The following is a 14,438-nucleotide window of genomic DNA, read 5'->3' on the forward strand; positions in this document are numbered from 1 at the left end:
CCTCCACGAGCGGCCCGCAACGCCCCCTTTCCATATGCCACGCCTCCTCGGACACCCGCCGGTCAGCCGCCGGTCAGCCGCCGGTCAGTCGCGTACAACGGTCCCGAACCGAATGTCGTACGAGACCGGCGCTGACGGTGACGGCGGGGGCGAGGCCGTGCTTGCGGTATCCGGTGACTCGCTCAGCGCGGTCAGCGTCCGCTCCGCCTCCTCCGTCACCTCGGCACGCTGCCGGTCCGTGAGCGTGCCGAAGGGCTCGACGGTGAGCACGGCCCGGCCGCCGGTCTCCTCCAGCCGCCACACTCCCGCCAGGAACCCGTCGACGAGCAGGGTCGGGTAGGCCTGGTTGCCCCGCCAGGTACGGCCCTTGTGGTCGGCCGACACCACCCGGGAGCGGTCGGCGTGCGAGAGGAGCAGGTTGTCGAACTCGGGCAGCAGACGCGCGGGGGCCGGTGTGCCGGCGTCCGGGCGGGGCGCGTCCGGCAGGTCGAAGAGCTCGACGCCGTGCTCGTCGGCGAAGGTGACCAGCTGTGGCCGCAGCCGTTCGAAGGCCTCGCGCAGCCGGGTCAGCCCGGCCCAGGTCTGCATGTCCTTGACGGAGGCGGGTCCGAAGGCGGCGAGATAGCGCAGGACGGTGGCGTCGGGCGCGGGAGCCGGTTCGGACGGCCTGCCGAGCCAGTGCTCGGCGGTGGTGAGCGCGACCTGACCGCTGCGCCCCCACAGTCCGCGCGGGGTGACCTGGACGAGCGGCAGCCGGCAGCGGGCGGCGATGGCGAGGGCCGCGGGGTCGGCGTCCGGCCACTCGACGAGCAGGGCCTCCCGCAGTTGCTTCATCGTGCGCGGCTCGGCCTCGACCAACTCCCGGCTGATCGAGGCGAGCCGGTCGAGATCCACTCCGGCGAGACCATGCCGAAACCCGTACAACTCCCTTTCCCGGGCGGCCTGTACGAGCGGCCGCAGCGTCAGGCAGTCGTCCGCGGTGTGGGTGTGGATGGTCGACCGCATGGTGACGATGCGGACGACCTCCCGCGCCTCCATGGCCGCCGAGAGCTCCTGCGGGGCGAAGCCCTCCAGGCGGGCGGCGAGCGCGTAGTACGGCGGCTTGACGTTCTGCGCCTGGAGACCGACGAGGTGTTCGACGGCGTCCTGCGCGGACAGGACGACCCGGCGCAGGAGCAACTGCCGGGCGAGGGTCGCACGGTTCAGCTCGCGGACGCTCAGCACGGGAGCGGTCGAGGTCTTCGTCATGTCCGGCACGTTACCGGGCCCCGCGGACACCTTCTGTCCGCCATCGCACCGATCCGCCGCGGCCGGATGACCCGTATATCCTGCCCGTGATCGCCAGGACGACCGACGAGCCGCCCGCCCAGGGCAGCTGACGCAGCAGACACAGCAGACACAGCAGACAGCCGACAGGGCAGACGCACGACCAAGCGTGCGACACGTACGACACGGAGGCAGCCGCGATGCCGGAGCGCCGAGCCCGCCCCGTACCCGCCAACAGGGTCAGCCGGAAGCCGCGGTGGCGACGCGCCACGCCGGTGGCCACCGAGGCCCCCGCGGACCCTCCGGCGTCCTCCCGCCCCGCCGTGGCCGACACGAAAACGGACGCCGTGGAGGCCGGCAGCGTCGTACAGGCGGCGCTCTACCGCGACGGTGTGCGGGTCGCGACCCCCGCCACGCTCGCGGAGACCTTCCGTGAGCTGCGCGAGCAGCCGGACGGCATGGCGTGGATCGGACTCGCCCGCCCCACGGAGGAGGAGATCCTGTCCCTGGCGGCGGAGTTCGACCTCCATCCGCTCGCCGTCGAGGACGCGATGGAGGCCCACCAGCGGCCGAAGCTGGAACGGTACGGCGACACCTTGTTCGTCGTCCTTCGCGCGGCCCGCTACCTCGACGCGTCCGAGGAGGTCGACTTCGGCGAACTGCACGTGTTCCTCGGCCCCGACTTCCTCATCACGGTCCGGCACGGCGCCGCCCCCGACCTCTCCGCCGTACGACGCCGCATGGAGGAGACCCCGGAGCTGCTGAGCCTCGGCCCCGAGGCGGTCCTCTACGCCATCCTCGACGCGGTCGTGGACGGTTACGCACCGGTCGTCTCCGGCGTCCAGAACGACATCGACGAGATCGAGACCGAGGTCTTCGGCGGCGACCCCTGGGTCTCGCGCCGCATCTACGAACTCTCCCGCGAGATGGTCGAGTTCCAGCGCGCCACCCGCCCGCTGGTCGGCATGCTGCACGGCCTGATGGCGGGCTTCGCCAAGTACGGCACCGACGACGAACTCCAGCGCTACCTCCGCGACGTGGCCGACCACGTCACCCACATCAGCGAGCGGGTGGACGGCTTCCGCCAGGCCCTCACGGACATCCTCACGGTCAACGCGACCCTGGTCACCCAGCAACAGAACGCGGAAATGCGGGCGTTGGCGGAAGCGGGCTTCGAACAGAACGAGGAGATCAAGAAGATCTCGTCCTGGGCGGCGATCCTGTTCGCCCCGACTCTGGTCGGCACGATCTACGGCATGAACTTCACGCACATGCCCGAACTGGGCTGGGTGCTCGGATACCCCTTCGCCGTCGCCCTGATGGCCGTTGTCTGCACCAGCCTGTACGTCATCTTCAAGCGGCGGGACTGGCTCTGAGCCTGGCGCTTGTCCAGCTGAGGCGGCAGCAGCGTCTGTCAGGCCGCCCACGTCCGCCACGACTGCTGGCTCGAAGCGGTCACGCTCGCGGTGTGCGTCACGGAGGAGACGGAGGGGGTGCCGGCGGCTGGTCCGGCACCCCCTTCTGTCAGCCTCTTCTCAGCTTCGTCAGCCTCGTCAAGCAGCCAGGGCCGCGGGTGCGGGTGTCGTGGTGCGTGGGTCTGTTTCGGCGAGCAGGTCCATGAGGGTGGCTCGGGCGCGGGCCACCCGGGAACGGACCGTTCCCACGGGGCAGTCGCTCAGCGCGGCCGCCTCCGCGTAGGGCAGCCCCATCATCTGCGTGAGCACGAACGCCTCACGGCGCTCGTCCGGCAGCGCGGCCAGCAGATCGAGGAGTACGACCCCCTCGTCGAAGCCGGGCAGGCCGCGCGGCTGGGCCCGTTCGACCGCCAGCCGCCAGTCCGGTACGTCGGACAGGCGCGGCCGGGCGGCGGCGTACCGGAGGCTGTCGACCACGGCCCGGCGCGCGATGGCCAGCAGCCATGTACGGGCCGAGCAGCGGCCCTCGAATCTGTGCAGGCTGCCGAGCGCCCGCAGGAACGTGTCCTGGGCCAGGTCGTCTGCGGCCTGGGGGTCGGCGGAGAGGTACGCGACATAGCGCACGACGTCACGGTGCAGGGCACGTACGAAACGCTCGACGGCGTCCGGGTCGCCGCCCCGGGCGGCCAGCGCCCAGGCGGTTATCGACTCGTCGACGGTTGCCGCGGTCTCACCGCCACTGCCGTTTCTGTCGCTTGCGTCGCCGTTGTCGCTTCCGCCGTGTGGGGCGGGCGGGGCAGGAGTGATCACCAGGTGTCCTTCTCGGGTCATCCGTGATCCGGACCGACGGCGCGTCCGCGTGGTGCGTTCACTTGGCGCGTACGCAGGGCGCGTACGCAGGGTGCGCTCGCGTGTCGGTCCGGCGAGGGGGTACGGCCGTACACGGAGGTACGGCCGACGCCCGAGGCGCGCAGGGCGACGCCTCGGGGATCCGGCTGTCTCAACTGGCAGCGGATCCCACGGGCGGACCCCGAGAAGTGATGGCGTGGACGAGGAGGAGCCGCCGTGGCGAACGGTCGGAGGAGTCACGGCGGGCGCGAACACGCGGGCGGTGCGGGGGTGTGGGCAGCGCGAGCAGCAGTCGCAGGGGTGCGACCAGCCGTCCGGCCACCGCGCGCAGGATGCGGAAGGCGGCGCGTTCGCCGTACGCCAGCCACAGGCCGCACAGCAGCGCGGCCAACAGGTGGGCGGCGAGCATGCCGAGCGAGGACGTTCCGTCCATGGCGTGCGCCGACTGGCTCATGGCATCCGAGCCCATATGGGCCGCATCCATGTGCCCGGCGCCCATGTGATCCGCGGCCATGTGCCCGGAACCCATGTGCCCCATCGACGACATGGACCCCACGTCCGGGGCCGACATGTTCGTGGCCGACACGTCCGTGGCTTCCATGGCGTGCATGGACGCCATGTGTGCCGAGCCCGTCCCCCGGCCGGACGCCACCGGCCCCGTGGCCGGCCCAGCCATCGACTGGGCGAGCGAGAACGACCAGTGCAGCAGTCCCTGGGTGACGACCACCACCGAGACGATCAGGGGGAGTCCGCGCTCCCGGCCGGCAAGGCACCAGCCCGCGCCGCCCGTCGCCACGGTCCCGGCGGTCATCGCCCACCAGGCCACCGGGGCACCGGACATCAGTACGTGGCCGAGGGCGGCGAGCAGCACACAGACGACCGCGAACACCGCGGCCCGTACCGTGCGCACACCCCACCCAGCAGTCATGACGGGCCTCATCCTCGCATTCGTCGCGCGTGCGTCGTGGTGAGGTACGGGAATTGCCCCCGTCCCACCCTCAACACGCGTCACGTGATCCAGAACACAGGGCGGGCCCGGAACTTCACCCCCGTCCGAACCGACGTCCGCGCACACTCCGTCCTACGGACACGTCTCCCCCCGGGTCGGCATGCGTACGTCCACCGCCGTCAGCGCCATCGCCAGGGGGCCCGGTGCCAGGAACGCCAGTGGCAGCAGCATCCACGCGGACGTCACGGCCGCCGCGAGGGCGAGCAGCACGAGGCCGCTGCCGCCCGCGTCCCCGACGGAGTCCCGGGCGGCACCGGCCACCGCCGCCCGCCAGTCCGTGAGCGACTCGGGGCGCCCGCAGGCACGCAGGCCGACGACAGCCGCGTACCCGCCGATCGCCGCCGCGACGACGGCGAACAGCGGTCCGCCGGGCAGCCCGGCGCGGGCCAGGGCCAGGTCCGCCCAGAGCAGCAGGACTCCGGTCAGGACCAGTACCCCGGCCGCGAGGTCGCCGGGGCGCAGCCGTCGTCGCAGGGTCGCCAGGTACCGGCCCGCCGTGGCCGGCCGGTCCTCGCGGGCGCCGCGCAGGACCGCGCACGCCGTGGACAGCGCGGCGGGCAGGGTGACGACCGGCAGCGACGCGAGAGCCGTGCACACGCCCACGCTCAGCACGTCCGCGAACAGCGTCATACGCGGCCCGAAGATCTCACCCGTCTCCCGGGTCTGCCCGCCGCTCATCATCCCTCGGCTTCGGCCCATCCCTCGGCTTGCGCTCGTCCCTCGGCTCCCGCTCATCCCTTGATCCCGGAGTTCGCCATGCCCTCGACCAGGAAGCGCTGGAAGGCGAGGAAGAACAGCACGATCGGCAGCAGGGCGATCACCGACATCGCGAACATCGGGCCGAAGGCCGAGGTGCTCGACGCGTCCACGAACGACCGCAGGGCCAGCGTGAGCGTGAACTTCTCCGGTGAGAAGAGGTAGATCAGCTGGGTGAAGAAGTCGTTCCAGGTCCAGATGAAGGTGAAGATCGCCGTGGTGATGAGGGCGGGCCGGGTCAGCGGCAGGATGACGAGGAAGAAGCTGCGGAACGGCCCGCAGCCGTCGATCCGCGCCGCCTCCTCCAGTTCGCGCGGCAGCCCTCGCATGAACTGCACGATGAGGAAGACGAAGAACGCCTCGGTGGCGAGGAACTTGGGCAGGATCAGCGGCCAGTAGGTGTTCACCATGCCGAGCTGGTTGAAGATGATGTACTGCGGGATCAGCACGGCGTGGTGCGGCAGCATGATCGTCGCGATCATGAAGGCGAACAGCGGCCCGCGGAAGCGGAACCGCAGCCGGGCGAAGGCGTACGCGGCGAGGGAGCAGCTGAGTACGTTGCCGATGACCGCGCCGCCCGCGATGAGCAGCGAGTTGCCGAGCAGCCGCCCCACGGAGACGTCGTTCACGCCGTCGAGGGCGGACGAGTAGTTGGACCATTCCAGGCTGCTGGGCAGCAGGTCGAGGCTGGCGATCACCTCGTCGGCGGGCTTGAGCGAGGTCGCGAGGAGCCAGGCCAGCGGGTACAGCATGACGAGGAGCGCGGCGAGGGCGCCGAGGTGCAGGGCGAGGCGGCGCCGGGCGACCGGCCTGCGTGCAGGAGAAGCCGTAGCGGCGGTACCGGTGCTGGTCGAGGTGGTCATCGGTCCCCCTCGGACGCGTAGAAGACCCAGGTGCGGGACGTGCGGAAGAGCACCGCCGTGACGGCGCCGATGACGATGAGCAGGACCCAGGCCATCGCGGAGGCGTAGCCCATGTGGGAGGCGACGAAGCCGCGGTCGTAGAGGTAGAGGGTGTAGAAGAGCGTCGAGTCGGCGGGGCCGCCCTTGCCGCCGCTCACCGCGAAGGCGGGGGTGAAGACCTGGAAGGCCTGGATGGTCTGGAGCACCAGGTTGAAGAAGATCACCGGGGAGAGCATGGGCACGGTGATGGACAGGAACTGCCGCCACCGGCTCGCCCCGTCCACGGCAGCCGCTTCGTACAACTCGGCGGGTATCTGCTGGAGTCCGGCGAGGAAGATGACCATCGGGGCGCCGAACTGCCACACGGTGAGCAGGGCGACGGCGAGCAGCGCCCAGCCGGGCCGGTTGACCCAGCCGCCGGTGCCGAGCAGGTTGTCGACCGTGCCGCCGTCGTTGAACAGTGCCCGCCACACCAACGCGATGGACATGGAGGCGCCGAGCAGGGAGGGCGCGTAGAACGCCGAGCGGTAGAAACCCCGGCCGCGTCGCATGGACTTGAGGCCGAGCGCGACGACGAGGGCGAGACCGAGCTGGAGGGGCACGGCGATGACGACGTAGGTGAGGGTCGCGCCGACCGAACGCCAGTAGCGCGGGTCCTCGGTGAACATCTGCGTGTAGTTGCGCAGGCCCACCCAGTGGGGCGGGTTGAACAAGTCGTAGTCGGTGAAGGAGAGATAGAGCGATACGGCCATCGGGAGCAGGGTCAGCACGGCGGCGCCGAGCACCCACGGGGAGAGGAACACCCAGGCGGCGCCCTCGCGTCGACGTCCACCGGGCCGCTTCACGGGAACGGTCTTCGCGGCGGGGGCGGTCACGGGAGTGTCGGTGGTGGTGGTCATGACCTCAGCTCCGCCTTCGCCTCGGTGACGTAGTCCTCGGCCGCCTCGCGGGGCGACATCCGCTCGTACGACACCTGGTCGTAGTCCCGCTGGAAGGTGGTCTGCAGCGCGCTGTCCCCCGAAGGCGGCGCCTGGGGAGGGGCGTTGAGCTTTCCTTCCAGGGACGCCTGGTAGTCGTAGACCGTCTTGTCGAAGTCCTTGAGTCCGGGAGCGATCGACTCGCGGAGCGACTCGTTGACGGGGATGCCGCGGGTGGCGCCGAGGATCTTCGCGGCGTCCGGGTCGTTCAGCATGAAGTCGACGAGCTGCACGGACTCCTTCGGGTGGCCCGTGTCGGCGGCGACGCCCATGAACATCGAGGGCTTGAAGTACTGGCCCGGGGTGCCGTCCTCGCCGGACGGCATCGGCGCGAGGGTGACCCCGTCGGGTACGAGCGCGACGAACCCGCTGGAGGGCGCGTCCCAGTTGCTGTCGGAGATGGCCTTGCCGCGCCCGAGCGGGGTGTTCTCGACCGTGCCGTCGAGCTGGGTGGTCTGCTCGGCGGGCGAGACGGCGCCTTCCCTGCGGAGCTTGTCGGCGAAGGTCCACCAGCGGGTCAGGTCGTCGACGGTGAAGCCGAGCCGGCGGTCCTCGGTGTAGAGGCTCTTGCCCCGGCCGCGCAGCCAGACCTCGAAGGCGTCCTCGCTCTGCCCGGGGTCGGTGGCGCCGGGCCTGCCGGTGCGTTCGGCCAACTCCCGCATGGCGTGGGCCCATTCGCTCCAGGTCCAGCCCTCGCGCGGGAGGGCGACCCCGGACTTCTTCCACTGGGCGGTGTCGTACACCACGGTCTCCGTGCCGCGGGCCTGCGGGATCGCGTACTGCTTGCCGTCCACCTTCCCGGTGGCGAGGAGGCCCGCGTCGAACTCGCCGGTGTCCAGCGCGGAGCGCTGCTCGGCGAAGTTCAGCAGGACGCCGCCGGAGGCGTACTGGTCGATCATGCGGTAGTCGAGCTGCATGGCGTCGGGGGCGTCGCCGCCTGCAGCCTGAGTGGCCAGCTTCTGCTTGTAGGCGTCGTAGCCGGAGAACGACGTCTGCACCTCGATCCGCGGATGCTCCTTCTCGAAGAGGTCGACGGCCTCCTGGGTTCTGGCCGCCCGGTCCGGGTTGCCCCACCAGGTGTAGCGCAGGACCACCTTGCCGCCGTCGCCGCCCGCCCCGTCCGGCCCCGAGCAGCCGGCGAGGACCGAGCAGGACACCAGCAGTGCCGTGGCCGCCGCGATGCGCGGCCGCCAGGACTTCCTTGTCCTGTTTCCGGGCATGAGTGGGTCACCTCATTCGTTAGAAAGCGCTTCCACCCCCTGCCCGACGACCCTAGGGATGGTCCTGATGTCAGAACAAGCCCCCTGCACGGACGCTTACGAGGACTCCCCCTCCGGTTCCGCTTCGCGCCGCCGCTGTGCCGTGGTGGGCCTGGGCGCCCGCGCCCGGCTGTTCACCGAGGCGCTGGCCGGACCGTACGCGGACCGCATCGACCTCGTCGGATTCTGCGACGTCAACGCGCACCGGATGGCGGTCCACAACAGCTGGCTCGCGGCCGACCACCCCGGCCGCGAACCCGTCCCCGCGTACGCGCCCGAGGACTTCGACCTCATGCTGCGACGCGAGCGAGTGGATCTCGTGGTCGTCTGCAGCGTGGACCGCACCCACGACGACTACATCGTCCGGGCCCTGGACGCGGGCTGCGACGTGGTCACCGAGAAGCCGATGACCACCGACGCCGACCGCGCGCGCCGCATCCTCGCGGCCCGGCAGCGCTCCGGCCGCGAGGTGCGGGTGACCTTCAACTACCGCTACAACCCGGTGCATTCGGCCGTACGGGAACTCATCGCGGGCGGGGAGATCGGCGAGGTCGGCTCGGTGCACTTCGAGTGGCTGCTCGACCTGCGGCACGGCGCGGACTACTTCCGCCGCTGGCACCGCGACAAGGCCAACTCCGGCGGCCTGATGGTCCACAAGTCCACGCACCACTTCGACCTGGTGAACTGGTGGCTGGGCACCGAACCGGAGACCGTCTTCGCCCAGGGCGGCCTCTTCTTCTACGGCGACGAGGCGGGCGGCCGACGGGGACTCGCCCGGCCCTACGCCCGCGCGCACGGCTCCCCCGCCGCGCACGGCGACCCCTTCGCCGTACACCTGGCGGACTCGCCCGTGCTCAGCGCGCTGTACCTGGACGCCGAGGGCGAGGACGGCTACCACCGCGACCAGAACGTGTTCGGGCCAGGCGTCAGCATCGAGGACGACATGGCGGTCCTCGTGCGGTACGCGTCCGGGGCGTCCCTGACCTACCACCTCACGGCGTACGCCCCCTGGGAGGGCTACCGCGTGGCGTTCAACGGCAGCGAGGGCCGGCTCGAACTGCTCGTCGAGGAGTCGACGTGGTCGCGCCCCGACGTACGTACGGAAGCGGATACCGGGGCGCGCCCCGGCGTACGGACCGAAGCACGCTCCGGCGTACGGACCGACGGCGGGAGCGCGGTCCTGCACGGCGCCGAGGTGGACGCCGAGGCCGGCCGCACCGAACTGCTCCTGCGCCGCCACTGGGAACGGCCGCGCGAGGTGAAGGTCCCGACCGGCGAGGGCGGCCACGGCGGCGGGGACATACGGATGCTCCAGGACCTGTTCGGCCCCCGCCGCTCCGCCCCGGACCCGCTGGGCCGGGCGGCGGACGCACTCGACGGCGCGAAGTCGCTGGTGACGGGACTCGCGGCGAACGAGTCGTTCGTGACGGGGGTGCCGGTCCGGGTGGGGGATCTGCTGGATGTCTGAGGCGGCCGCGACTACGGCGTGTCCGTCGCCGCCGTGTGCATACGATCCGGGAATGGCTCTTTTTCATGTGCGGCGGGACACCTCTCTGGGCGCCGGGGAGGCGTGGCGGCGGCTCACGGTGTGGGAGCGGCATGCCGACGTGGTGCCGTTGACGCGGGTCCGGGTCGTCACGTTGCCGCCGCGTGGGGCGGGCACGGTGTTCGTGGCGCGTACCGGGGTGGGGCCGGTGGCGTTCGACGACCGTATGGAGGTCGTCGTATGGCGGCCTCCTCACGACCGCAAGCCCGGGCTGTGCCGGCTCGTCAAGCGGGGCGGCCTCGTCGTCGGGTGGGCCGAGATCGAGGTACGGCCGACGGCGGACGGCGGCTCGCAGGTGCTGTGGCGGGAGGAGTTGGGGGTGCGCGGGGTGCCACGCTTCTTCGACCCCGTACTGGGGCGGGCGGGCCGGTGGATGTTCGGACGGGCGGTGGATCAGTTGCTGTCCCGCCCCTGAGAGCGGAGTCCGCCGACTGCCAGGAACCTGTCAGGCATCAGGCGGGGTCTCCTCGCCCAGGAGTTTCAGCGCCTCCCCCGTCACCACCTCCAGCATCGTCTCGGGGTCCGTCGCGCGGGCCAGGAGCATGCCTCCCTCGCACAGGGCCCCGAAGACGAGCTGGCAGCGGGCCGTCAGGGCCGCGTCGGGTGTGCCGCCGGCCTCGCGGACAGCATGCTCCATGGCCTCGCGCAGGACGCGCAGGGCGTGCTCGTACTCGATCTCGCGCACCGTCTCCCAGCCGAGGACGGACGGGCCGTCGAGGAGGACGACCCGCTGGAAGCCCGGGTCGAGGCAGTGTTCGAGGAACGTGCGGGCGCCCGCGCGGAGCGCCGCGCGCGGGTCGGGCGCGGCGGCTCCGGCCCGGAACAGCGCTTCCGCCAGCGCCGCCTGATGGCGTACGAAGACGGCGTGGAACAGGGCCGTCTTGCCGCCCGGGAAGTGGTGGTACGCGGCCCCTTTGGTGACCCCCGCCCTGGCCGCGACGGCGTCGAGAGGCGCACCCGCGAAACCGTGGCTGCCGAACAACTCCGCCGCGGCATCGACCAGTTGGGAGGTGGTCGCGCCGGATCGTTCGGCCTGGGTCCGTCGGGCCATCCGGCTCATCAACTCCCTTGACAGGCATACCGAGGGTACGTAACTTAGCCGATCCGATTACATACCCTCGGTATGGAAGTGGGCCTCGCCATGACGGCACAGGCAACACCGACATCAACTCCGACTTCGACATCGGCTTCGGCTTCGGCTTCGGCTTCGGCACGAAAGGCGCCCCTCTTCGCGGTCTACGGCGCCAACGGGCACACCGGAAGGGTCGTCGCATCCGAACTGCTCGCCCGGCAGCAGCGCGTGCTCCTCGCCGGACGGGACGAGCGGGCCCTGCACGCGGTCGCAGACGAACTCGGCGTCCCGGATCTCGTAAGCATCCGGCACGCGCCCCTCGACGACCGTCCCGCCCTGCGCGCGCTCACCGAGAGCGCCGACGTGATCATCCACTGCGCGGGACCGTTCACCACGACGGGGGAACCGGTCGCCACCGCGGCGGCGGAGACCGGCACCGCGTACGTGGACCACGCGATCGAGCCGCACCATGTGAAGTACCTCTTCGACTCCCTCCAGGCCACCGCCCAGCGCACCGGAGCGGTCCTCCTCCCGCAGATGAGCTTCTACGGCGGACTGGGCGACCTGCTGGCCGCGGCGGCCTCGGCGGGGCTGCCCGACGTGGACAAGGTGACCGTCGGTTACGCGGTCACGGGCTGGCGCATGACCCAGGGCGCCGTGAACACGGCCAACCTGCTGATCGGCGAGATCGATCGCATCGGCTTCACGGACGGGGCGCAGCGGGTCGGGCCCGTGGAGATCCGCAACGCGGTCTTCCCGTTCCCGCCGCCCGTCGGACCGCGTACGACCATCGTGCCCTTTCCCTCGGGCGAGGTCGTCACGGTCCCGCGCCATGTGCCGGCCCGGGCCGTGGAGGTCCAGCTGACCGCCTCCACCTTCGAGGAGGAGCAGATCTTCACCAGCGTGGACGTGAGTCCGCAGGAGCGCGCGAAGACCGAGTTCACCGTCGCGGTGCAGGTCACCGGGGCCGCCGGTGGCGGCCGCAACGCCCATGTCCGGGGCCGGGACATCTGGCGGGCCGGGGCCGTCGTCTCGGTCGAGGCCGCGCTGCGGCTGGCGGGCGGGGAGGGGCCGGAGAAGACAGGCGTGCTGGGCCCGGCGGAAGCCTTCGCGGCGCCCGAATTCCTGCGCGCGCTCGCCGAGTCGGGCACCTTCACCCTCACCCTCCCCGGCTGACGGTCAAGTCGGGCCGGGCCCGGTCAGGCGCCGCCCGCACGGCTCCCGCCGCACGCCGTGGCAAAAGTCTGTGGAACGAGTCCGCTCGGAATTGCGAGACTGGGGCCCATGAACGACATGGGGCGGTTCCGTCAGGCAGTCGTCCGGTGGGCGGCCGGCGGCGCGGGGGCGGCGGAAGCGGGCGCGAGCGCGCGGGAGGCGGCGGCCGGCGCCGGGCTGCGTACGGTCGTGCTCGTCGAGGGAGGCAGCGACCGGGTCGCCGTCGAGGCGCTGGCCGCCCGGCACGGCCGGGACCTCGACGAGGAGGGGGTCTCGGTGGTGCCGCTCGGGGGCGCGATGAGCGTCGGGAGGTTCGTGGACCTGTGCGGGCCGCAAGGGCTCGACGTACGGCTCGCCGGACTGTGCGACGCGGCCGAGGAGAGGTTCTTCCGGCGGGCGCTTGAGCGGGCCGGGATCGCCTCCGGTCTGACGACCGAGGGGCTGGAGTCGCTCGGGTTCTTCCTGTGCCACGCGGACCTGGAGGACGAGCTGATCCGTTCCCTCGGGGCCGACGTCATCCAGCAAGTGGTCGAGGAGCAGGGTGAGTTGCGCGCTTTCCGCACGCTGCAGAACCAGCCCGCGCAGCGGGGTTGGACCGTGGAGCAGCACCTCCACCGCTTCATGGGTACGCACGCCGGCCGCAAGGCCCAGTACGCGCAGGAACTCGTCGCGAGCCTGGACCTCGACCGGACGCCGCCTCCGCTGGAACGGCTGCTCGCCCACGTCTGACACGCCCGTCTGACACGCTCCACGTCCGACACGCCCTGTCGGCCGGGGTTTCAGGCCACCGCCCCGACCCGCCGCACCGGGGACTGCGACCGCGACACGTCGTGGTGGATCGGCGTGTGCGCCCCTGTGAGCGACACCCCGCTTCCGCCCCGCCGGGTCGCGACGATCTCCGCGGCGATGGACAGGGCCGTCTCCTCGGGCGTACGGGCGCCGAGGTCGAGGCCGATGGGTGACCGCAGCCGGGCCAACTCCCGCTCCGTCACGCCCACTTCGCGCAGCCGTTCGTTGCGGTCGAGGTGGGTGCGGCGGGAGCCCATCGCCCCCACGTACGCGACCGGCAGCCGCAGCGCGAGCGCGAGGAGCGGTACGTCGAACTTGGCGTCGTGGGTCAGGACGCACAGGACCGTACGCGCGTCGACCTCCGTGCGCTCCAGGTAGGTGTGCGGCCACTCGACGACGATCTCGTCCGCCTCCGGGAAGCGTGCGGCCGTCGCGAAGACGGGGCGCGCGTCGCAGACCGTCACGCGGTGACCGAGGAACTTGCCGACGCGGACCAGGGCCGAGGCGAAGTCGATCGCCCCGAAGACGATCATCCGGGGCGGCGGGGCGGAGGACTCGACCAGCACGGTGAGCGGGGCTCCGCAGCGGGAGCCCTGCTCGCCGATCTCCAGGGTGCCGGTGCGGCCCGCGTCCAGGAAGGCGCGCGCCTCCCGCGCCACGGTGCGGTCCAGTTCGGGGTGGGCGCCGAAGCCGCCCTCGTACGGGGCGTCGGGGTGTACGTCGGGGTGTACGAGGAGGGCGCGGCCCTGTAGTTCCGCCGGGCCGCAGACGATGCGGGCGAGCGCCGCCGCCTTTCCGTCAGCGGCTGCGGTGAGGGCCGACGTGAGCACTTCACGGAGGGGGGAGGAGGTGTGTACCGGGGTCACCAGGATGTCGATGACGCCGCCGCAGGTCAGGCCTACGGCGAAGGCGTCGTCGTCGCTGTATCCGAAGCGTTCGAGGGCCGGTTGCCCGTCCCGCAGCGCCTGTTGGCACAGGTCGTAGACCGCGCCCTCCACGCAGCCGCCGGAGACCGAGCCGATGGCCGTGCCGGCGGCGTCCACGGCAAGGGCGGCGCCGGGGTGTCTTGGGGCGCTTCCGCCTACGGCCACGACGGTGGCCACGGCGAAGTCGCGGCCTTCCGCGAGCCAGTGCCGCAGGTCTTCGGCGATGTCCAGCATTCTCGGTCTCCTTTTCCCTGCGGGTTTTTCTGCGGGTGCGTTGTGGTCGGGCGCGCCGTTCCCCGCGCCCCTCAGGGGGCGACTGCGAGCGCCCGTCCACCAGTGCGACCAGTGGTGCCCCGGCCGACGGCTTCTCGTCGGCTGCGGGTGCGTCGTGGCTGGCCGCGCAGTTCCCCGCGCCCCTTGCGGGGCGGGGGTGCGCCCCGGCTTTTGCTTTTTAGGC

The 14,438-nt window shown here is 71.7% G+C and carries 14 protein-coding genes; 5 read left to right on the forward strand and 9 right to left on the reverse strand.

Going from position 1 to position 14,438, the window contains the following annotated elements:
• Nucleotides 1-84 precede the first annotated feature (84 nt).
• Entirely contained in the window at nt 85-1,248 is a 1,164-nt protein-coding gene (locus ACFWGJ_RS31690) for a winged helix DNA-binding domain-containing protein (RefSeq protein WP_387331564.1), read from the reverse strand.
• Nucleotides 1,249-1,466: 218 nt separating this feature from the next.
• Here ACFWGJ_RS31690 and ACFWGJ_RS31695 point away from each other — a divergent pair, with 218 nt between their 5' ends.
• Nucleotides 1,467-2,642 (forward strand): magnesium and cobalt transport protein CorA, encoded by a 1,176-nt coding sequence (locus ACFWGJ_RS31695; protein ID WP_387331566.1) that lies wholly within the window; start codon nt 1,467-1,469, stop codon nt 2,640-2,642.
• Between the two features lie 177 nt (nt 2,643-2,819).
• Here the strand turns inward: ACFWGJ_RS31695 and ACFWGJ_RS31700 are convergent, their stop codons facing one another.
• From ACFWGJ_RS31700 to ACFWGJ_RS31725, 6 genes are all read right to left on the reverse strand, one after another.
• Nucleotides 2,820-3,491, reverse strand: a complete 672-nt coding sequence (locus tag ACFWGJ_RS31700; protein ID WP_387331568.1) for a sigma-70 family RNA polymerase sigma factor — start codon at nt 3,489-3,491, stop codon at nt 2,820-2,822.
• A 190-nt stretch (nt 3,492-3,681) separates the two neighbouring features.
• Nucleotides 3,682-4,458 (reverse strand): hypothetical protein, encoded by a 777-nt coding sequence (locus ACFWGJ_RS31705; RefSeq protein ID WP_387331570.1) that lies wholly within the window; start codon nt 4,456-4,458, stop codon nt 3,682-3,684.
• Nucleotides 4,459-4,611: 153 nt separating this feature from the next.
• Nucleotides 4,612-5,217: a hypothetical protein gene (locus ACFWGJ_RS31710; protein WP_387331590.1), complete on the reverse strand. Its 606-nt coding sequence runs from the start codon at nt 5,215-5,217 to the stop codon at nt 4,612-4,614.
• Nucleotides 5,218-5,270: 53 nt separating this feature from the next.
• Nucleotides 5,271-6,158 (reverse strand): carbohydrate ABC transporter permease, encoded by an 888-nt coding sequence (locus tag ACFWGJ_RS31715; protein WP_387331572.1) that lies wholly within the window; start codon nt 6,156-6,158, stop codon nt 5,271-5,273.
• Complete coding sequence (locus ACFWGJ_RS31720) at nt 6,155-7,096, reverse strand: carbohydrate ABC transporter permease (protein WP_387331574.1); 942 nt, start codon at nt 7,094-7,096, stop codon at nt 6,155-6,157. Before ACFWGJ_RS31720 ends, ACFWGJ_RS31715 begins: the two co-directional genes overlap by 4 nt.
• Nucleotides 7,093-8,394: an ABC transporter substrate-binding protein gene (locus ACFWGJ_RS31725; protein WP_387331576.1), complete on the reverse strand. Its 1,302-nt coding sequence runs from the start codon at nt 8,392-8,394 to the stop codon at nt 7,093-7,095. Before ACFWGJ_RS31725 ends, ACFWGJ_RS31720 begins: the two co-directional genes overlap by 4 nt.
• 67 nt (nt 8,395-8,461) lie before the next feature.
• On the opposite strand from ACFWGJ_RS31725, the gene ACFWGJ_RS31730 reads away from it, so the two are divergent.
• Together ACFWGJ_RS31730 and ACFWGJ_RS31735 are read left to right on the forward strand one after the other, a co-directional pair.
• Nucleotides 8,462-9,901: a Gfo/Idh/MocA family protein gene (locus ACFWGJ_RS31730; RefSeq protein ID WP_387331578.1), complete on the forward strand. Its 1,440-nt coding sequence runs from the start codon at nt 8,462-8,464 to the stop codon at nt 9,899-9,901.
• Between the two features lie 52 nt (nt 9,902-9,953).
• Nucleotides 9,954-10,394, forward strand: a complete 441-nt coding sequence (locus ACFWGJ_RS31735; protein WP_387331580.1) for an SRPBCC family protein — start codon at nt 9,954-9,956, stop codon at nt 10,392-10,394.
• Nucleotides 10,395-10,424: 30 nt separating this feature from the next.
• On the opposite strand, the gene ACFWGJ_RS31740 is transcribed toward ACFWGJ_RS31735, so the two are convergent.
• Complete coding sequence (locus ACFWGJ_RS31740) at nt 10,425-11,030, reverse strand: TetR/AcrR family transcriptional regulator (RefSeq protein ID WP_387331582.1); 606 nt, start codon at nt 11,028-11,030, stop codon at nt 10,425-10,427.
• A gap of 90 nt (nt 11,031-11,120) precedes the next feature.
• Here ACFWGJ_RS31740 and ACFWGJ_RS31745 point away from each other — a divergent pair, with 90 nt between their 5' ends.
• Nucleotides 11,121-12,227 carry a saccharopine dehydrogenase NADP-binding domain-containing protein gene (locus ACFWGJ_RS31745; protein ID WP_387331584.1) on the forward strand — a complete coding sequence of 369 codons (1,107 nt, stop codon included), beginning with the start codon at nt 11,121-11,123 and terminating at the stop codon, nt 12,225-12,227.
• 108 nt (nt 12,228-12,335) lie between these two features.
• Nucleotides 12,336-12,995 carry a TOPRIM nucleotidyl transferase/hydrolase domain-containing protein gene (locus ACFWGJ_RS31750; RefSeq protein WP_387331586.1) on the forward strand — a complete coding sequence of 220 codons (660 nt, stop codon included), beginning with the start codon at nt 12,336-12,338 and terminating at the stop codon, nt 12,993-12,995.
• A 50-nt stretch (nt 12,996-13,045) separates the two neighbouring features.
• Here the strand turns inward: ACFWGJ_RS31750 and ACFWGJ_RS31755 are convergent, their stop codons facing one another.
• Nucleotides 13,046-14,215, reverse strand: coding sequence for an XdhC family protein (locus ACFWGJ_RS31755; protein WP_387331588.1), 1,170 nt, complete (start codon nt 14,213-14,215; stop codon nt 13,046-13,048).
• Nucleotides 14,216-14,438 lie beyond the last annotated feature (223 nt).

Origin of the sequence: Streptomyces sp. NPDC060205 (genome assembly GCF_042728395.1) — a bacterium.
GTDB lineage: Bacteria > Actinomycetota > Actinomycetes > Streptomycetales > Streptomycetaceae > Streptomyces.

What these genes read in the sequence shown, in the direction of transcription:
- ACFWGJ_RS31690 (WP_387331564.1), bottom strand. Translation starts at nt 1,248, where the DNA reads ATGACGAAGACCTCGACCGCTCCCGTGCTGAGCGTCCGCGAGCTGAAC.
- ACFWGJ_RS31695 (WP_387331566.1), top strand. Translation starts at nt 1,467, where the DNA reads ATGCCGGAGCGCCGAGCCCGCCCCGTACCCGCCAACAGGGTCAGCCGG.
- ACFWGJ_RS31705 (WP_387331570.1), bottom strand. Translation starts at nt 4,458, where the DNA reads ATGACTGCTGGGTGGGGTGTGCGCACGGTACGGGCCGCGGTGTTCGCG.
- ACFWGJ_RS31710 (WP_387331590.1), bottom strand. Translation starts at nt 5,217, where the DNA reads ATGAGCGGCGGGCAGACCCGGGAGACGGGTGAGATCTTCGGGCCGCGT.
- ACFWGJ_RS31715 (WP_387331572.1), bottom strand. Translation starts at nt 6,158, where the DNA reads ATGACCACCTCGACCAGCACCGGTACCGCCGCTACGGCTTCTCCTGCA.
- ACFWGJ_RS31720 (WP_387331574.1), bottom strand. Translation starts at nt 7,096, where the DNA reads ATGACCACCACCACCGACACTCCCGTGACCGCCCCCGCCGCGAAGACC.
- ACFWGJ_RS31725 (WP_387331576.1), bottom strand. Translation starts at nt 8,394, where the DNA reads ATGCCCGGAAACAGGACAAGGAAGTCCTGGCGGCCGCGCATCGCGGCG.
- ACFWGJ_RS31730 (WP_387331578.1), top strand. Translation starts at nt 8,462, where the DNA reads ATGTCAGAACAAGCCCCCTGCACGGACGCTTACGAGGACTCCCCCTCC.
- ACFWGJ_RS31735 (WP_387331580.1), top strand. Translation starts at nt 9,954, where the DNA reads ATGGCTCTTTTTCATGTGCGGCGGGACACCTCTCTGGGCGCCGGGGAG.
- ACFWGJ_RS31740 (WP_387331582.1), bottom strand. Translation starts at nt 11,030, where the DNA reads ATGGCCCGACGGACCCAGGCCGAACGATCCGGCGCGACCACCTCCCAA.
- ACFWGJ_RS31745 (WP_387331584.1), top strand. Translation starts at nt 11,121, where the DNA reads ATGACGGCACAGGCAACACCGACATCAACTCCGACTTCGACATCGGCT.
- ACFWGJ_RS31750 (WP_387331586.1), top strand. Translation starts at nt 12,336, where the DNA reads ATGAACGACATGGGGCGGTTCCGTCAGGCAGTCGTCCGGTGGGCGGCC.
- ACFWGJ_RS31755 (WP_387331588.1), bottom strand. Translation starts at nt 14,215, where the DNA reads ATGCTGGACATCGCCGAAGACCTGCGGCACTGGCTCGCGGAAGGCCGC.